Raw genomic sequence first — 15,111 nt, forward strand, 5'->3', positions numbered from 1 at the left:
TCGATGTGGATCAAGTCTTCGGATCGTCATCCTTCCACGGCGCGGACAGGTAACGGGTGCGATTGAAGGTCTCCAGCCATTCCGGGCAGAACACCACCAACGCACTGACGACCATGCCGTTGATGAACGCTTCGGGAAACAACAGCAGCCACAGATAACCGACGAAATCCTCCAGCCATTCCGGCATGGCAAAGAGGCCGTCGTACCAGAGCAGCGTCAGGCTCAGAATCAGGCACATCAGGCCGGACAACGCGGCGGCAAAGAAGCCGGAACAGAAAATGTAAACGAACGGATTGCGTGGCTGCGCACGCTCCACGAGGATTGCCACGCATTCGGTAATCAGCACTGGCAGCAGAATCAGCAACGCGCCATTGACGCCGACCGCTGCGAGATCCTGTCGCCCCAACAACACCAGGCCGATCTGCGCAACCAGGCCGCCGACGATCGCCAGCGGCCAATCGAGCAGCAGCGTCACCGCCGTCATGCCGATAAAGTGATAAGACACGCCGGTGTCGAAGTCCCTGCGCACCAGCCACAGCAGAAACAGCGCGAACACCGTGCCGAACAGCAAGTGCTGCCGGCGACTGTCGCTGAACAGTTCGACCCATGGCGCACGCACGATCGCCCAGAGCAGCACCGGCAGATAAATCAGCCAGCCGAGCGTCAGGCTTGCCGAGGACAGCAGTTCGGCACCGATCATGATTCCCTCACCTTCTCCATGGGCTTACCGCTTTGTCGCAGTCTACACCGCCGATGTATGTGCACCACTCGATGCAAAGCTATCTGCCTGTCGCATTTGGACGCTAAGCTTGGGCTTATGGATGATTCAGATTATTTACGCTTGCTGACCATCGCGGCCGAGCAAGCCAACGCGTTCCTGTCCAATGCCCGCAAATGGGAGCGTGAGCGTTGGGTCTGCCAGCGCCTGCTGCAAGGCTTGAACATCCCCTACCGTGCCGACGAGTTCGCCCCGGCCGGTGAACCGCCGGACGTGCTGTTCCGCGACGCCAACTTCGAAGTTTTTTTCGTCCTCGACGAAGGCCGTCGCCTCAACGATGAATGGCGCGATGAATTGCAGCGCCGCCGCAGCGCGTTTTCCCTGAGCCAACTGGTGCGCCGCGAAGCCAAACCGAAACGCATCCCGGCCAATGAATTTCTCCTGCGCCTGGCGCCGACCTTGCGCAAGAAGGCGCACAACTACAAGGAGCGCGGCATGGATCTGGGAGAACTGGACATCATCGCCTTCGCCAGCCTCAAGCGCGAAGTGCTCGATCTCAACAGTCATTTCCCGCCACCGACCGAATACCTGCGTCAGGGCTGGCGCTCGCTGTCGCTGGTCGGCCCGACGTTCGCCCGCGTGCTGTTCGCCCACCCCGACGCACCGGACTTTCTGCGCAGCAACCTCGGCCGCAGCATTGTGTTCGACGTGGGTATCAGCCTGTGACGCCGCTGCAGCAGTTGATCGCCGAGGTTCCGCAAACGGGCCGGGTGCGCTGGATCGGTGTGCGTCCAGAATCCCGTGGGCCGATGCTTGAACTCGATGCGGTCGAGGCGCGGCTGGAGGCCGGACTCACTGGCGACCACGCCCGCCCAGGCGTCCGCAATGCGCGACAGGTGACGCTGATTCAGTGGGAACACCTGGCGGTGATCAACGCCTTGATGGGCCGCCCCGGCGATCAACCGGTCAGGCCTGAAGATCTGCGGCGCAATCTCGTTATAAGCGGAATCAATTTGTTCAGTCTCAAGGGGCGGCGCTTTCGCATCGGGCAGGCGATACTCGAAACCACTGGCTGGTGTCAGCCCTGCGCACGTTTGCAGAACAACCTTGGCCCGGGCACTTTTCAAGCCGTGCGCGGGCATGGCGGAATCACCGCCCGGGTGTTACAAAGCGGCATCATTCGCCTCGACGATGAGGTACGCGTCGAACCGGTCCCGGACAGCGGCTATGCGCCGTTCCACCCCGGCTGAACACCGCTGTAGCTTGTGCTCATTCAGTAACGTCTACCTGACGAGGCAAATATGACCAGCCGCCTGAACCCCGAAGACCAAAAGCATGTCGAAGAGTACCTGCAACTGTCCCAACACCGTGTCGAGCGCCGGCCTTTCCGGCCGTGGATGCTCCTGGTGCTGGTGCTGGCAGTGACCATTGGTCTGGGCCTGTTGAGCCGATTTATCAGTTACCTGACGCTATGAGCTGCCTGGCGCTCGCTTGGGTAACTGCGAAAAAGATTTCCTTTAAAAACCTTGCGAGTTATCCCTATGTCCCATCGTATTGTCATTGTCGGCGGCGGCGCCGGCGGTCTGGAGTTGGCTACCCGTCTGGGTAAGACTCTGGGCAAGCGTGGCACGGCCAGCGTCATGCTGGTCGACGCGAACCTGACCCATATCTGGAAACCGCTGCTGCACGAAGTGGCCGCCGGTTCTCTGAACTCTTCCGAAGACGAACTCAATTATGTCGCCCAGGCGAAATGGAACCACTTCGAGTTCCAGCTCGGGCGCATGAGCGGACTCGATCGAGCGCAGAAGAAGATCCAGCTGGCGGCAACCTACGACGAAAACGGCGTCGAGCTGGTACCGGCGCGTGAAGTGGCCTATGACTCGCTGGTGATCAGCGTCGGCAGCACCACCAACGATTTCGGCACTCAGGGCGCGGCGCAGCACTGCCTGTTCCTCGATACGCGCAAACAGGCCGAGCGCTTCCATCAGCAATTGCTCAACCACTATCTGCGCGCCCATGCCGGGCAGACTGATGTGATCGAGCAGATCAGCGTGGCCATCGTCGGCGCCGGCGCCACAGGTGTCGAACTGGCGGCAGAGCTGCACAACGCGGCGCATGAACTGGCGGCGTATGGTCTGGACCGTATCAAACCGGAAAACATGCACATCACCCTGATCGAAGCCGGTCCACGGGTGCTGCCTGCCCTGCCGGAGCGGATCAGTGGGCCGGTACACAAGACCCTGGAGAAGCTCGGGGTCAATGTGATGACCAACGCTGCGGTCAGCGAAGTCACCGCCGACAGCCTGATCACCGCCGATGGCAACGAGATCAAGGCCAGCCTGAAAGTCTGGGCCGCCGGCATCCGCGCACCGGGTTTCCTCAAGGACATCGACGGCCTGGAAACCAACCGCATCAATCAGCTGCAAGTGCTGCCAACCCTGCAAACTACCCGCGACGAAAACATCTTCGCCTTCGGTGACTGCGCGGCGTGCCCGCAACCGGGGACCGATCGCAACGTGCCCCCGCGTGCACAAGCTGCGCACCAGCAGGCATCGTTGCTGGCCAAGTCGCTGAAACTGCGTATCGAAGGCAAGACCCTGCCGGAGTACAAGTACACCGACTACGGCTCGCTGATTTCGCTGTCGCGCTTTTCTGCTGTGGGTAACTTGATGGGCAACCTGACCGGCAGCGTGATGCTTGAAGGCTGGCTGGCGCGGATGTTCTACGTGTCGCTGTACCGCATGCACCAGATGGCGCTGTACGGACCATTTCGCACAGCAATGCTCATGCTCGGCAGCAAAATCGGCCGTGGTACCGAGCCGCGTCTGAAATTGCACTAAAGCGCCAACCTGTGGGAGCGAGCTTGCTCGCGAAAGCGGTGGGTCAGTCAACACTGTCGTTGAATGATTCGGCCCCTTCGCGAGCAAGCTCGCTCCCACATTGTTTCGTGTTGTGCGCAAATCAGCAGGCGAAGGCCTGCAATTGATCTCTGTCCATCAGAGCTGAAAGCGTCGCACCATGCCCTGTAGCGCGTTGGCCAGTTGCGAAAGCTCATGACTGGACGCGCTGGTCTGGTCAGCACCCGCAGCCGAACGCACCGACAGGTCGCGAATGTTCACCAGATTGCGATCCACCTCCCGCGCCACTTGCGCCTGCTCCTCGGCAGCGCTGGCGATGACCAGGTTGCGCTCGTGAATCTCGTGCACCGAAGCCGTGATCGTCACCAGCGCCTCGCCCGCCCGCTCGGCCAGGACCAAGGTGCTCGCCGCACGCGACGCGCTGGCCTGCATTGAATCCAGCGCCAGGCTCGAGCCGCTGCGCATGCCTTGCACCATCTGCTCGATCTCCTGCGTCGATTGCTGGGTGCGATACGCCAGCGCACGCACCTCATCGGCCACTACCGCAAAACCTCGACCGCTTTCACCCGCGCGTGCCGCTTCGATGGCGGCGTTGAGCGCCAGCAGGTTGGTCTGCTCGGCGATGGCGCGGATCACGTCCAAAACCTTACCGATGTCTTGCGACTGATTGGCCAGCGACTGCACCAGTTCGCCGGTGTGCTGCACGTCGCTGGCCAGTGCATTGATCGCGCTGGCGGTTTCGCTGACGCGCTCCTGGCCCAATCGCGCCGACTGACTGGACTGGCGCGTGGCATCGGACGTCGACACGGCGTTGCGTGCTACCTCCTCCACCGCAGCGGTCATCTGGTTGACGGCGGTCGCGGCTTGTTCGATTTCGTTGTTCTGCTGCTGCAGGCCTTGGGTGCTGTCGACGGTGACGGCGCTGAGTTCGTCTGCGGCCGTGGCCAGTTGCGTCGCCGAGCCGCTGATGCCTTGCAGGGTTTCGCGCAGGTTCTGCTGCATCGTCGCCAGGGCTTTGAGCAAGCGGCTGACTTCGTCGTTGCCATGGGTTTCGATCGGTCGGGTCAGATCGCCCTTGGCCACACTTTCAGCGGCATCCACGGCGCTGCTCAAGGGACGCACGATACTGCGTGTGAGCAACATCGCCAGCGCCACCGTGGCCAGCGCCGCCAAGGCAATGAACAGAGTGACGATGGTCCGCGAGGTTTCATAATGCGCGGCGGACTTTTCGCTTTCGGCGGCAACCTGGCGGGCAAACAGATCGGCGAGATCGTTGAGTTGCTTGCCGGAACCGTCGACCACGGTCTTCATGTCAACCAGCAGCAATTTGGTCAGCTCGTCACGCTTGCCTTGCTCGGCGAGAGTGAATGACTGGGCAATCCCGGTGCGATAAGCAGCGAAGGTTTTCTTGAACTGGTCATACAGCTGCTGACCTTCGGCCGTGTCGACCAGTTTGTCGTAGGCGGCGATCTTCTCGCTCAGCTCCTTGTCGCGGGTGTCCATCTGGCCGCGATAGGTGGCGATGTTGGCCGGATCCTGATCGAGCGCCATGCGCAGGGAAATGGTGCGGATGCGCAGCATCAGTTCGCGGATCTCGTCGCCGCCACGAATACTTGGCAACCAGCGGTTCTCCACCGCTACCTCACTGTCGCGAATGCTCGACATCTGCCCCAGCGCAAACACACCGAGCAAGGCCACCAACACCGCGATCAGGGCAAATCCCAGGGCGGCCCGGGGAGCAATATTCAACTGACGAAGCAACATGACGAACGCCCTTATTCTTGTAATGGCCAGATTCAAGGGGCGAAGCGTTGGCCGTCCCCTCGTGTTAGCGGGCTATCGGCAGGTTGTATGACGACTTGAAGGGATTCGCCTTCCGGCAGGCAAAAAAAATCCCCGTATCTTTCGATACGAGGATTTTCAATATGGTCGGGGTAAGGGGATTCGAACTCCTGACATCCTGCTCCCAAAGCAGGCGCGCTACCGGACTGCGCTATACCCCGGTAAAAAAAAGGCGACCTTTCAAAGATCGCCTTCTTCGATCAGCGCTTTTGGCCTCTGATCTTAAGATTCGATCCCAGCGCAAACTGGTTTCAAAAATGGTGGGTCGTGTGGGATTCGAACCTACGACCAATTGGTTAAAAGCCAACTGCTCTACCAACTGAGCTAACGACCCAAATATGGTCGGGGTAAGGGGATTCGAACTCCTGACATCCTGCTCCCAAAGCAGGCGCGCTACCGGACTGCGCTATACCCCGATTTGAAATTGGCTCCGTGACCAGGACTCGAACCTGGGACCCAATGATTAACAGTCATTTGCTCTACCGACTGAGCTATCACGGAACTACATATTTCAAGTTACAACGGTGAAGCTTTGTTGCTTCTCGACACCCTTTCGCATCGCTGCGTTCGTGTGTCTGAGGCGCGCTATTCTACAACCTAGAACACCTCTGTCAACCCCCTAAATTGCTTTCAAGTTAATGATTTGCAACTTATTTCAGATTCCAACCCGGTGGGTTGAAACGCTGCCGGTGACTGACTGCGGGGCGCACTTTACAAGCCTTTTCCTTTGAGTTCAACAGCCTGGCGAAAAAAAGGCCTCGCAATGCGAGGCCTTCCCGGTTTCATTGCCGCTGAGGCTTAGCCGAAAACGATTTCGTCGTTCTCGACCTTGCCGGTGGCGGTGTCGCCAGGCATGAAATGACCCGACAGGATCAACTGCGCCAGCGGGTTTTCGATCCAGCGCTGAATCGCCCGTTTCAAAGGACGCGCGCCATACACCGGGTCGTAACCGACGGCGATCAGCTTGTCCATCGCCTCCGGGCTCAACTCCAGCTTCAGCTCGCGCTCGGCCAGACGACTGCGCAGACGGCCCAACTGGATCTCGGTAATCCCGGCGATCTGGTCGCGTGCCAGCGGCTCGAAGATCACCACTTCGTCGACGCGGTTGATGAACTCCGGCCGGAAGTGCGAGGTCAGCGCGTCCATCACAGCAGCACGCTGCGCTTCACGATCACCGACCAGCTCCTGGATCTGCATCGAGCCGAGGTTGGACGTCATCACGATCACCGTGTTGCGGAAGTCCACCGTACGCCCGTGACTGTCGGTCAGACGGCCATCCTCAAGCACTTGCAGGAGGATGTTGAACACATCCGGGTGCGCCTTCTCGACTTCGTCCATGAGGATCACCGAGTACGGCTTGCGACGCACCGCTTCCGTCAGATAACCGCCCTCTTCATAGCCGACGTAACCCGGTGGCGCACCGATCAGACGAGCCACGGAATGTTTCTCCATGAACTCGGACATGTCGATGCGCACCATCGCCTCTTCCGTGTCGAAGAGGAATTCGGCCAGCGCCTTGCACAGCTCGGTTTTACCGACACCGGTCGGGCCGAGGAACATGAACGAGCCGCTCGGACGATTCGGGTCGGACAACCCGGCGCGGGAACGCCGCACGGCGTTGGCCACGGCCACGACTGCCTCTTCCTGACCGATCACCCGTTTGTGCAACAGGCTCTCCATCTTCATCAGCTTGTCGCGCTCGCCTTCGAGCATTTTCGACACCGGAATGCCGGTCCACTTCGACACAACTTCGGCAATCTCTTCCTCGGTCACCTTGCTGCGCAGCAACTGGTTTTCGCTCTTGCCGTGCTGGTCGACCATTTGCAGGCTGCGTTCCAGATCCGGGATCACCCCGTACTGCAACTCGGCCATGCGGTTCAGGTCGCCTTTGCGCCGTGCGGCTTCCAGTTCCTGTCGCGACTGTTCGATCTTCTGCTGAATCTGCGCAGAACCCTGCACCTCGGCTTTTTCCGAGTTCCAGATTTCCTCCAGATCGGAGTACTCACGCTCGTGACGCTCGATTTCTTCCTGGAGTTTTTCCAGGCGTTTCTTCGCTGCGTCGTCGCTTTCTTTCTTCAGCGCCTGGGATTCCACCTTCAGTTGAATCAGGCGGCGCTCGAGACGATCGAGTACTTCCGGCTTGGAGTCGATCTCCATACGGATACGGCTGGCGGCCTCGTCGATGAGGTCGATGGCCTTGTCCGGCAGCTGCCGGTCAGTGATGTAGCGATGGCTGAGCTTGGCCGCGGCGATGATCGCGCCATCGGTAATCGCCACCTTGTGGTGAACCTCGTAACGTTCCTTGAGGCCACGCAGAATCGCGATGGTGTCTTCTTCACTCGGCTCGTCCACCAGGACTTTCTGGAAACGCCGCTCGAGCGCCGCGTCCTTCTCTATATATTGGCGGTACTCGTTGAGCGTGGTCGCGCCGACGCAGTGCAGCTCGCCGCGAGCCAGCGCAGGCTTGAGCATGTTGCCGGCATCCATCGAGCCTTCGCCCTTACCGGCACCGACCATGGTGTGCAGTTCGTCGATGAACAGAATGATCTGCCCTTCCTGCTTGGACAGCTCGTTGAGCAAGCCTTTGAGGCGCTCTTCGAATTCACCGCGATACTTGGCACCGGCGATCAGCGCGCCCATGTCCAGCGACAGCAGGCGCTTGCCCTTCAGGCCATCCGGCACTTCGCCGTTGATGATGCGCTGGGCCAGACCTTCAGCGATCGCGGTTTTACCCACGCCGGGTTCACCGATGAGGACCGGGTTGTTCTTGGTACGCCGTTGCAGAACCTGAATGGTGCGACGGATTTCGTCGTCACGGCCGATCACCGGATCGAGCTTGCCGTCTTCGGCGCGCTTGGTCAGGTCGACGGTGTACTTGTCCAGCGCCTGACGCGACTCTTCGTGGTTGGCGTCATTTACCGCTTCGCCACCTCGCAGGTTGTTGATCGCGTTTTCCAAGGCTTTTTTGCTCACGCCTTGGCCGAGCAGCAACTTGCCAAGCTTGCTGTTCTCGTCCATCGCGGCGAGCAGCACCAGTTCGCTGGAGATGAACTGGTCGCCCTTCTGCTGAGCCAGACGGTCAGCCTGATTGAGCAGACGTGCCAGATCCTGCGACATGTTCACGTCGCCGGTCGGGTTCTGGATTTTCGGTAATTGGTCGAGCTCTTTGGTCAGCTCTTTACGCAAGCTGTTGACGTCGAAGCCTACTTGCATCAGCAGCGGCTTGATCGAACCGCCCTGCTGTTCAAGCATGGCCTGCATCAAGTGCGCCGGCTCGATGGCCGGATGATCGTGGCCAACCGCCAACGACTGGGCGTCGGACAGGGCCAACTGCAATTTGCTGGTTAAACGGTCTATACGCATGGGTCACCTTCCTTTTGAGCAGGCCGGACCTAAGAAACCATCCTGAATAAAGAAACCTGCCAGATACCGCTATAGATGCGGTCGATTCTGCAAGATTCAAGCGTCGGATGGTTGATACAGGTCAGGCAAGTCTAGCGGGTGAGCCAAACGAGGGAGGCAAAGCGACCAGTGCGAGGCGCACGGCGGTAAGAGAAGAAGCGCGGATCGCTCACGGTGCAGAAACCGCCCCCATAAACAGCGGTAACACCACGCTTAGCCAGACGCAGGCGCGCCAGTTGATAGATGTCAGCCATGAACTTGCCGGCATTGCTGCTCGGCGCGAAGGCTGTCGCCGCTTCCGGCAACTGATTGACGAAGACTTCGCGTACTTCCGGGCCGACTTCAAAGGCTTGCGGGCCGATGGCCGGGCCGAGCCAGACCAGAACGTCTTCCGGCGCAACATCGAGGCTGTCGAGGGTGGCTTCAAGTACGCCCGCCGCCAAGCCACGCCAACCGGCATGGGCTGCCGCAACACAGGTGCCGGCACGGTTGCAGAACAGGGCTGGCAAGCAATCCGCTGTCATCGCCGCACAGGCGATTCCCGGTGTTGCCGTCCAACTGGCGTCTGCAGTCGCAACGATGCCCGGATCAGCATGCGCAACGGTAATGCCGTGCACTTGCTGCAACCAGGCAGGCTGTATGGCGAAGTGATCGGTCAAACGGCGGCGATTTTCGGCCACCGCCTCTGGACGATCATCGACGTGATCACCCAGATTGAGGCTATCGAACGGCGCCTCACTGACACCGCCCTCGCGGGTGGTGACACAGGCCCTGACGCTGGCCGGCGCGGGCCAGTCCGGCGTCAGCCAGTTCATCCGACGAAGGCCTCGCGATCCTGCTTGAGCAGGGTCAGCAGCCAGACGAAATCTTCCGGCAATGGCGATTCCCAGCTCATCCGCTCACCGCTCGTCGGGTGATCGAGTTCAAGGAAGCGCGCATGCAGGGCCTGACGCGGGAAGTGCTTGAGGGATTCAACCATGGTCGGGTTGGCCGCTGGCGGAATGCGGAAACGCCCGCCGTATGCCGGGTCGCCGACCAACGGGAAGTTGATGTGCGCCATGTGCACCCGGATCTGGTGGGTCCGACCGGTTTCCAGCTTCACCCGCACGTGGGTGTGCGAACGGAAACGCTCGAGCACCCGATAGTGGCTGACAGCAGGCTTGCCGCCTTCCATCACCGCCATGCGCTGGCGCTGCTGGCCGTGACGACCGATCGGCGCGTTGATCTTGCCGCCGGCGGTGACCACGCCGATCACGATGCACTCGTAGATGCGGCTGACGCTGCGACTCTGCAATTGCGCGACCAGCTTGGTCTGCGCCTGAATGGTCTTGGCGACCACCATCAGACCGGTGGTGTCCTTGTCCAGACGATGCACGATACCGGCACGCGGGACATTGATGATGTCCGGCACATGGTGCAACAAAGCGTTGAGCAGGGTGCCATCGGCGTGACCGGCAGCCGGGTGCACCACCAGGCCTGCAGGCTTGTTGATCACCAGGATGTCGTCGTCTTCATAGACGATATCGAGCTCGATATCCTGGGCGATCCACTCGCCCTGGGCTTCCTGCTCGGCAGTCAGCTCAAGGACGGCACCGCCATGCACAATGTCGCGCGGACGGATCACCGCCCCGTCCACAGTCAGGCGGCCTTCTTTGATCCAGGCGGAAAGGCGCGAGCGTGAGTGCTCAGCGAAGAGTTGGGCGGCGACTTGATCGAGGCGTTGGCCGCCCAATTCGGACGGCACCTCTGCGCGAAGTTCTATTTTATCGGACATGCTCGGACTGGGCGTCGGCACAGCCTTTGGTTTCGGCTGCGCGCTTGTGGTTAAATACGGCGTCTTTTGCCCCGAGGCTTTTCAACGGGGCGCTCATCATAACAGGACGGCCCCGCCCAAGACAGCGGCCGTCATAGGGACGCAAGCCGCCATGCAAGTGAAACACCTGCTGCTGATCGCCATCCTCGCATTGACCGCTGCTTGCTCATCGAAGGAAGTCGTAGACGAAAACCTCAGCGAAGCCGAGCTGTATCAGCAGGCTCAGACTGATCTGGACAACAACAGCTACACCAGCGCTACAGCCAAGCTGAAGGCTCTGGAGTCGCGTTATCCGTTCGGTCGCTACGCCGATCAGGCTCAGCTGGAGTTGATCTACGCCAACTACAAGAACGCCGAGCCGGAAGCCGCAAAGTCCGCCGCCGAGCGTTTCATTCGTTTGCATCCGCAGCATCCGAACGTGGATTACGCGTATTACCTCAAGGGTCTGACCTCGTTCGACCAGGACGTCGGCCTGCTGGCGCGCTTCCTGCCGCTGGACATGACCAAGCGTGACCCGGGCGCCGCCCGTGACTCGTACAACGAGTTCGCGCAGCTGACCAGCCGCTACCCGAACAGCCGCTACGCGCCGGACGCCAAGCAGCGCATGATCTACCTGCGCAATCTGCTGGCCGCCTACGAAATCCACGTCGCTGACTACTACCTGACGCGTCAGGCTTATGTAGCCGCTGCCAACCGTGGCAAGTACGTGGTCGAGAACTTCCAGGAAACCCCATCGGTCGGTGACGGCCTGGCGGTGATGACCGAAGCCTACCAGCGTCTGCACCTCGACGATCTGGCGGCCACCAGCCTGGAAACCCTCAAGCTCAACTACCCGGATCACCCGAGCCTGCAGGACGGCCAGTTCGTGCCACGGGTCGCCGAGGCCGACAACCGTTCGTTCCTGAGCAAGGCGACGCTGGGCCTGATCGAATCCCGTCCACCGCTTCCGCCGGGCGAAACCCGCGCCAACCAGGACGTGCAGAAGCAGTTCCAGGACGCGAAAGACGCGATCCCGAACGAGCTCAAGCCTAAAGACGAAAACGGCGACGTGATCGAAGAGCCGGAGCCGGAATCCAGCGACACTGACCGCTCGTGGTTCAGCTACATGACCTTCGGCGTGTTCGACTGATCACATCGGCGGTACGAAAAAGGGAGATCTGCGGATCTCCCTTTTTTATTGCCGCGCTTTAATAGGCTGTGCGCTGCTCGGGTCCTTGGCTAAACTGCCGGATCATCAGTCGAAAAGCCGCTCATCATGCTTCGTTTATTGTTCTGGATTGCCCTGATCTTCGCCGCCATCTGGCTCTGGCGCAAATTCAAGGCCCCTGCCTCGTCCACCCGATCCCCGCGCGAACAGGACGCTGCGCCGATGGTGCGTTGCGCCCATTGCGGCGTGCACCTGCCGCGCGACCGCGCCTTGGGCAATCAGCAACAGTGGTATTGCAGCCAGGCTCATCTTGAGCAAGGCCCGGGCGCCAGTGGTCGCTGAGACCGCCAACGCCGACCAGAAACAGGCGCAGCGTCTGCTGCGCCTTTATCACCTGTACCGTTTAAGTGTCGGCATCACCTTGGTGCTGCTGATCTCCAGCAACATGGACAACAGCCTGCTGACGTCCGCCAACGACGATTTGCTACGCGGCGGCAGCTGGCTGTACCTGATCATCAATATGCTGCTGGTGGTGTTCCTCGAAAACACCCGGCGCCCGGCGCAACTGTTCGCCCTGGCGCTGGTCGATGTGCTGCTGTTGTGCGGTCTGTTCTACGCCGCGGGCGGCGTGGCCAGCGCGCTGGGCAACTTGCTGGTCGTCTCGGTGGCGATCAGCAACACGCTGCTGCGACGGCGCATCGGCCTGCTGATTGCCGCCATTGCGGCGATCGGCATTGTCGGCCTGAGCTTTCTGCTGGGCTTCAACCATCCCCTCAGCGCCAACGCCTACCTGCAAGCTGGCACCCTCGGTGCGCTGTGCTTTGCCGCCTCGTTGCTGGTGCAAGGGCTGATCCGGCGCCTGGAGCTCAGTGAGACCCTGGCCGAACAGCGCGCCAGTGAAGTGGTTGGCCTGGAGGCGCTGAATGCACTGATCCTGCAACGCATGCGCACCGGCATTCTGGTGCTCGACGAACAGCGCCGGGTGCAACTGGCCAATCACAGTGCGCAGAGTCTGCTTGCACATAGCCACCTGCAAGGTCATCTGATTGACGATTACTCGCCCGCGCTGGTCGATCGTCTGCAACTGTGGCGCAACAACCCGACCCTGCGCCCGCAGAGCCTGAAAATTCCCGGCAATGGTCTTGAACTGCAGCCTAGCTTCATCGCCCTGGAGCAAAGCCCTAACCAGCAGACGCTGGTGTTTCTCGAAGACCTGGCGCAAATCACCCAACAGGCGCAGCAACTCAAGCTCGCTGCGCTCGGGCGTTTGACCGCCGGCATCTCTCACGAAATTCGCAATCCACTGGGCGCGATCAGTCATGCCGCGCAGCTGTTGGCCGAGTCCGAGGAACTCGATAGCGCAGATCGGCGTCTGACGCAGATTATTCAAGACCACTCCCAGCGCATGAATCGAGTCATCGAAAACGTCCTGCAACTGTCCCGCCGTCAGCAAAGCGCACCGCAACGGCTGGACCTCAAGCCGTGGCTGGAAAACTTCGTCGGCGAAACCCGCGAGCAGGCCAACGAGCGCCAGCACATTCATCTGCGGATCAATTCGGGAGATTTCACCACGCTGATGGACCCCAACCAGCTGCGGCAGATTCTCGACAATCTGATACGCAACGCCTGGCGGCACAGTGCCCAACTACACGAGCAGGCCGAAGTCTGGCTGGCACTGTTCGTCGATCCCGACAGCCAATTGGCAGTGCTCGAAGTGCAGGACAATGGCCCCGGCGTGTCGGCCGATGAACAGGCGCATCTGTTTGAACCGTTCTTCACTACAAGCAGCCAGGGCACCGGTCTTGGCCTTTATCTGTCCCGTGAGCTGTGCGAAAGCAACCAGGCACGCCTAGACTTCAAATCACGCCAAGGCGGCGGCTGCTTTCGCATCACCTTTGCTCACGGACGGAAACAAAGTTGAATAAAAGCCCACGGCAAAAAATTCTTATCGTCGACGACGAACCGGATATCCGCGAGCTCCTGGAAATTACCCTGGGACGGATGAAACTCGAGACCTTCAGCGCACGCAATCTGGGCGAGGCTCAGGCGCTGTTGCAGCGCGAGCACTTTGACCTGTGCCTGACCGACATGCGCCTGCCCGACGGCACCGGGCTGGAGCTGGTGCAACACATCCAGAAAAGCAACCCGCACCTGCCGGTGGCAATGATCACCGCGTACGGAAACCTGGAAACGGCTATCAATGCGCTGAAGGCCGGCGCATTCGATTTCCTCACCAAACCGGTGGAGCTGCCGCGACTCCGCGAGTTGGTCAGTTCGGCCCTACGCATGCCGACGGCGGCCGGCCTGAGCACGGCAATCGAGCGACGGCTGCTGGGTGATTCGCTGCCGATGGCCAATTTACGCAAGCAGATCGATAAACTTGCGCGCAGCCAGGCGCCCGTTTACATCAGCGGCGAGTCCGGCAGCGGTAAAGAACTGGTCGCGCGCCTGATCCACGAACAGGGCCCGCGCGCCAGCCAGCCGTTTGTGCCGGTGAACTGCGGGGCAATTCCGTCGGAGCTGATGGAAAGCGAATTCTTTGGCCACCGCAAAGGAAGCTTCACCGGAGCCGTCGAAGACAAGCCGGGGCTGTTCCAGGCGGCCCATGGCGGCACTCTGTTTCTCGATGAAGTTGCCGATCTGCCGCTGTCGATGCAAGTGAAGCTGCTGCGGGCGATTCAGGAAAAAGCCGTGCGCAGCGTCGGCGGCCAGCAGGAAACGGTGGTCGACGTACGCATCCTTTGCGCCACGCACAAAGACCTTGAGGCCGAAGTCGCGGCCGAGCGCTTTCGCCAGGATCTGTATTACCGACTCAACGTTATCGAACTGCGCGTGCCTTCCCTGCGCGAACGCCGCGATGACATCGAGGCGCTTGCCATGCACGTGCTCAAGCGCTTGGCCAAAGACACCGGACAACCGGAAGCGCGGCTGCACCCGCACGCGCTGGAAGCGCTGAAGAACTACCGCTTTCCCGGCAATGTGCGCGAACTGGAGAATGTCCTCGAACGCGCGCACACCTTGTGCGAAAACCGCATGATCGACGCGCAGGATCTGCGTTTGAGCGAAGGCAACTGCACAGCGGATGGGGCGTTGGCCGATCTGACGCAGATCGACAATCTTGAGGATTATCTGGAGAGCGTCGAGAGGAAGCTGATTCTGCAGGCGCTGGAGGAAACCCGCTGGAACCGTACGGCGGCGGCGCAAAGGTTGAGTCTTTCGTTCAGGTCGATGCGCTATCGGCTGAAGAAATTGGGCTTGGATTAGATCGCAAAGATCGCAGCCTTCGGCAGCTCCTACAGGGAACGCATTCCATTGTAGGAGCTGCCGAAGG

The 15,111-nt window shown here is 60.5% G+C and carries 13 protein-coding genes and 4 tRNA genes; 8 read left to right on the top strand and 9 right to left on the bottom strand.

Annotation, left to right across the window (positions count from 1 at the left end; translation table 11 throughout):
• Positions 1-10: 10 nt before the first annotated feature.
• Complete coding sequence (locus tag J2Y90_RS01620) at positions 11-700, bottom strand: energy-coupling factor ABC transporter permease (protein WP_253495982.1); 690 nt, start codon at positions 698-700, stop codon at positions 11-13.
• Positions 701-817: 117 nt separating this feature from the next.
• Between J2Y90_RS01620 and J2Y90_RS01625 the strand changes: the two genes are divergently transcribed.
• From J2Y90_RS01625 to J2Y90_RS01640, 4 genes are all read left to right on the top strand, one after another.
• Positions 818-1,444 (top strand): DUF1780 domain-containing protein, encoded by a 627-nt coding sequence (locus J2Y90_RS01625; protein WP_007909887.1) that lies wholly within the window; start codon positions 818-820, stop codon positions 1,442-1,444.
• Positions 1,441-1,968: an MOSC domain-containing protein gene (locus tag J2Y90_RS01630; protein WP_253495984.1), complete on the top strand. Its 528-nt coding sequence runs from the start codon at positions 1,441-1,443 to the stop codon at positions 1,966-1,968. Before J2Y90_RS01625 ends, J2Y90_RS01630 begins: the two co-directional genes overlap by 4 nt.
• A gap of 51 nt (positions 1,969-2,019) precedes the next feature.
• Entirely contained in the window at positions 2,020-2,193 is a 174-nt protein-coding gene (locus tag J2Y90_RS01635; protein WP_007909875.1) for a DUF3094 domain-containing protein, read from the top strand.
• 66 nt (positions 2,194-2,259) lie between these two features.
• Entirely contained in the window at positions 2,260-3,558 is a 1,299-nt protein-coding gene (locus J2Y90_RS01640) for an NAD(P)/FAD-dependent oxidoreductase (protein WP_253495986.1), read from the top strand.
• Between the two features lie 156 nt (positions 3,559-3,714).
• Here the strand turns inward: J2Y90_RS01640 and J2Y90_RS01645 are convergent, their stop codons facing one another.
• The 8 genes from J2Y90_RS01645 to rluD all read right to left on the bottom strand — a co-directional run bounded on the left by J2Y90_RS01645 (position 3,715) and on the right by rluD (position 10,594).
• Positions 3,715-5,340, bottom strand: coding sequence for a methyl-accepting chemotaxis protein (locus J2Y90_RS01645; RefSeq protein ID WP_253495988.1), 1,626 nt, complete (start codon positions 5,338-5,340; stop codon positions 3,715-3,717).
• 162 nt (positions 5,341-5,502) lie between these two features.
• Positions 5,503-5,579, bottom strand: a tRNA-Pro gene (locus J2Y90_RS01650).
• Positions 5,580-5,676: 97 nt separating this feature from the next.
• Positions 5,677-5,752: transfer RNA gene (locus J2Y90_RS01655), tRNA-Lys, on the bottom strand.
• 5 nt (positions 5,753-5,757) lie between these two features.
• Positions 5,758-5,834, bottom strand: a tRNA-Pro gene (locus J2Y90_RS01660).
• A gap of 9 nt (positions 5,835-5,843) precedes the next feature.
• Positions 5,844-5,919 (bottom strand) — tRNA-Asn (locus J2Y90_RS01665).
• Between the two features lie 297 nt (positions 5,920-6,216).
• Complete coding sequence (clpB, locus tag J2Y90_RS01670; protein WP_016773142.1) at positions 6,217-8,781, bottom strand: ATP-dependent chaperone ClpB; 2,565 nt, start codon at positions 8,779-8,781, stop codon at positions 6,217-6,219.
• Positions 8,782-8,912: 131 nt separating this feature from the next.
• On the bottom strand, positions 8,913-9,635 hold the full coding sequence (gene pgeF, locus J2Y90_RS01675; protein WP_253495990.1) for a peptidoglycan editing factor PgeF: 723 nt from the start codon (positions 9,633-9,635) through the stop codon (positions 8,913-8,915).
• Positions 9,632-10,594, bottom strand: a complete 963-nt coding sequence (rluD, locus tag J2Y90_RS01680) for a 23S rRNA pseudouridine(1911/1915/1917) synthase RluD (RefSeq protein ID WP_016773140.1) — start codon at positions 10,592-10,594, stop codon at positions 9,632-9,634. Before rluD ends, pgeF begins: the two co-directional genes overlap by 4 nt.
• 151 nt (positions 10,595-10,745) lie before the next feature.
• On the opposite strand from rluD, the gene J2Y90_RS01685 reads away from it, so the two are divergent.
• The 4 genes from J2Y90_RS01685 to J2Y90_RS01700 all read left to right on the top strand — a co-directional run bounded on the left by J2Y90_RS01685 (position 10,746) and on the right by J2Y90_RS01700 (position 15,044).
• Positions 10,746-11,762, top strand: a complete 1,017-nt coding sequence (locus tag J2Y90_RS01685; RefSeq protein WP_016773139.1) for an outer membrane protein assembly factor BamD — start codon at positions 10,746-10,748, stop codon at positions 11,760-11,762.
• Positions 11,763-11,888: 126 nt separating this feature from the next.
• Complete coding sequence (locus J2Y90_RS01690) at positions 11,889-12,122, top strand: PP0621 family protein (protein WP_253495992.1); 234 nt, start codon at positions 11,889-11,891, stop codon at positions 12,120-12,122.
• Positions 12,112-13,701, top strand: coding sequence for a sensor histidine kinase (locus J2Y90_RS01695; RefSeq protein ID WP_253505022.1), 1,590 nt, complete (start codon positions 12,112-12,114; stop codon positions 13,699-13,701). Before J2Y90_RS01690 ends, J2Y90_RS01695 begins: the two co-directional genes overlap by 11 nt.
• Entirely contained in the window at positions 13,698-15,044 is a 1,347-nt protein-coding gene (locus tag J2Y90_RS01700; RefSeq protein WP_253495994.1) for a sigma-54-dependent transcriptional regulator, read from the top strand. Before J2Y90_RS01695 ends, J2Y90_RS01700 begins: the two co-directional genes overlap by 4 nt.
• Positions 15,045-15,111: the final 67 nt, after the last annotated feature.

The sequence above is a fragment of the Pseudomonas koreensis genome, from assembly GCF_024169245.1.
In the GTDB taxonomy this organism is placed as follows: domain Bacteria; phylum Pseudomonadota; class Gammaproteobacteria; order Pseudomonadales; family Pseudomonadaceae; genus Aquipseudomonas; species Aquipseudomonas koreensis_F.

What these genes read in the sequence shown, in the direction of transcription:
- J2Y90_RS01685 (WP_016773139.1), top strand. Translation starts at nt 10,746, where the DNA reads ATGCAAGTGAAACACCTGCTGCTGATCGCCATCCTCGCATTGACCGCT.
- J2Y90_RS01690 (WP_253495992.1), top strand. Translation starts at nt 11,889, where the DNA reads ATGCTTCGTTTATTGTTCTGGATTGCCCTGATCTTCGCCGCCATCTGG.
- J2Y90_RS01620 (WP_253495982.1), bottom strand. Translation starts at nt 700, where the DNA reads ATGATCGGTGCCGAACTGCTGTCCTCGGCAAGCCTGACGCTCGGCTGG.
- J2Y90_RS01645 (WP_253495988.1), bottom strand. Translation starts at nt 5,340, where the DNA reads ATGTTGCTTCGTCAGTTGAATATTGCTCCCCGGGCCGCCCTGGGATTT.
- J2Y90_RS01640 (WP_253495986.1), top strand. Translation starts at nt 2,260, where the DNA reads ATGTCCCATCGTATTGTCATTGTCGGCGGCGGCGCCGGCGGTCTGGAG.
- J2Y90_RS01635 (WP_007909875.1), top strand. Translation starts at nt 2,020, where the DNA reads ATGACCAGCCGCCTGAACCCCGAAGACCAAAAGCATGTCGAAGAGTAC.
- clpB (WP_016773142.1), bottom strand. Translation starts at nt 8,781, where the DNA reads ATGCGTATAGACCGTTTAACCAGCAAATTGCAGTTGGCCCTGTCCGAC.
- J2Y90_RS01625 (WP_007909887.1), top strand. Translation starts at nt 818, where the DNA reads ATGGATGATTCAGATTATTTACGCTTGCTGACCATCGCGGCCGAGCAA.
- pgeF (WP_253495990.1), bottom strand. Translation starts at nt 9,635, where the DNA reads ATGAACTGGCTGACGCCGGACTGGCCCGCGCCGGCCAGCGTCAGGGCC.
- rluD (WP_016773140.1), bottom strand. Translation starts at nt 10,594, where the DNA reads ATGTCCGATAAAATAGAACTTCGCGCAGAGGTGCCGTCCGAATTGGGC.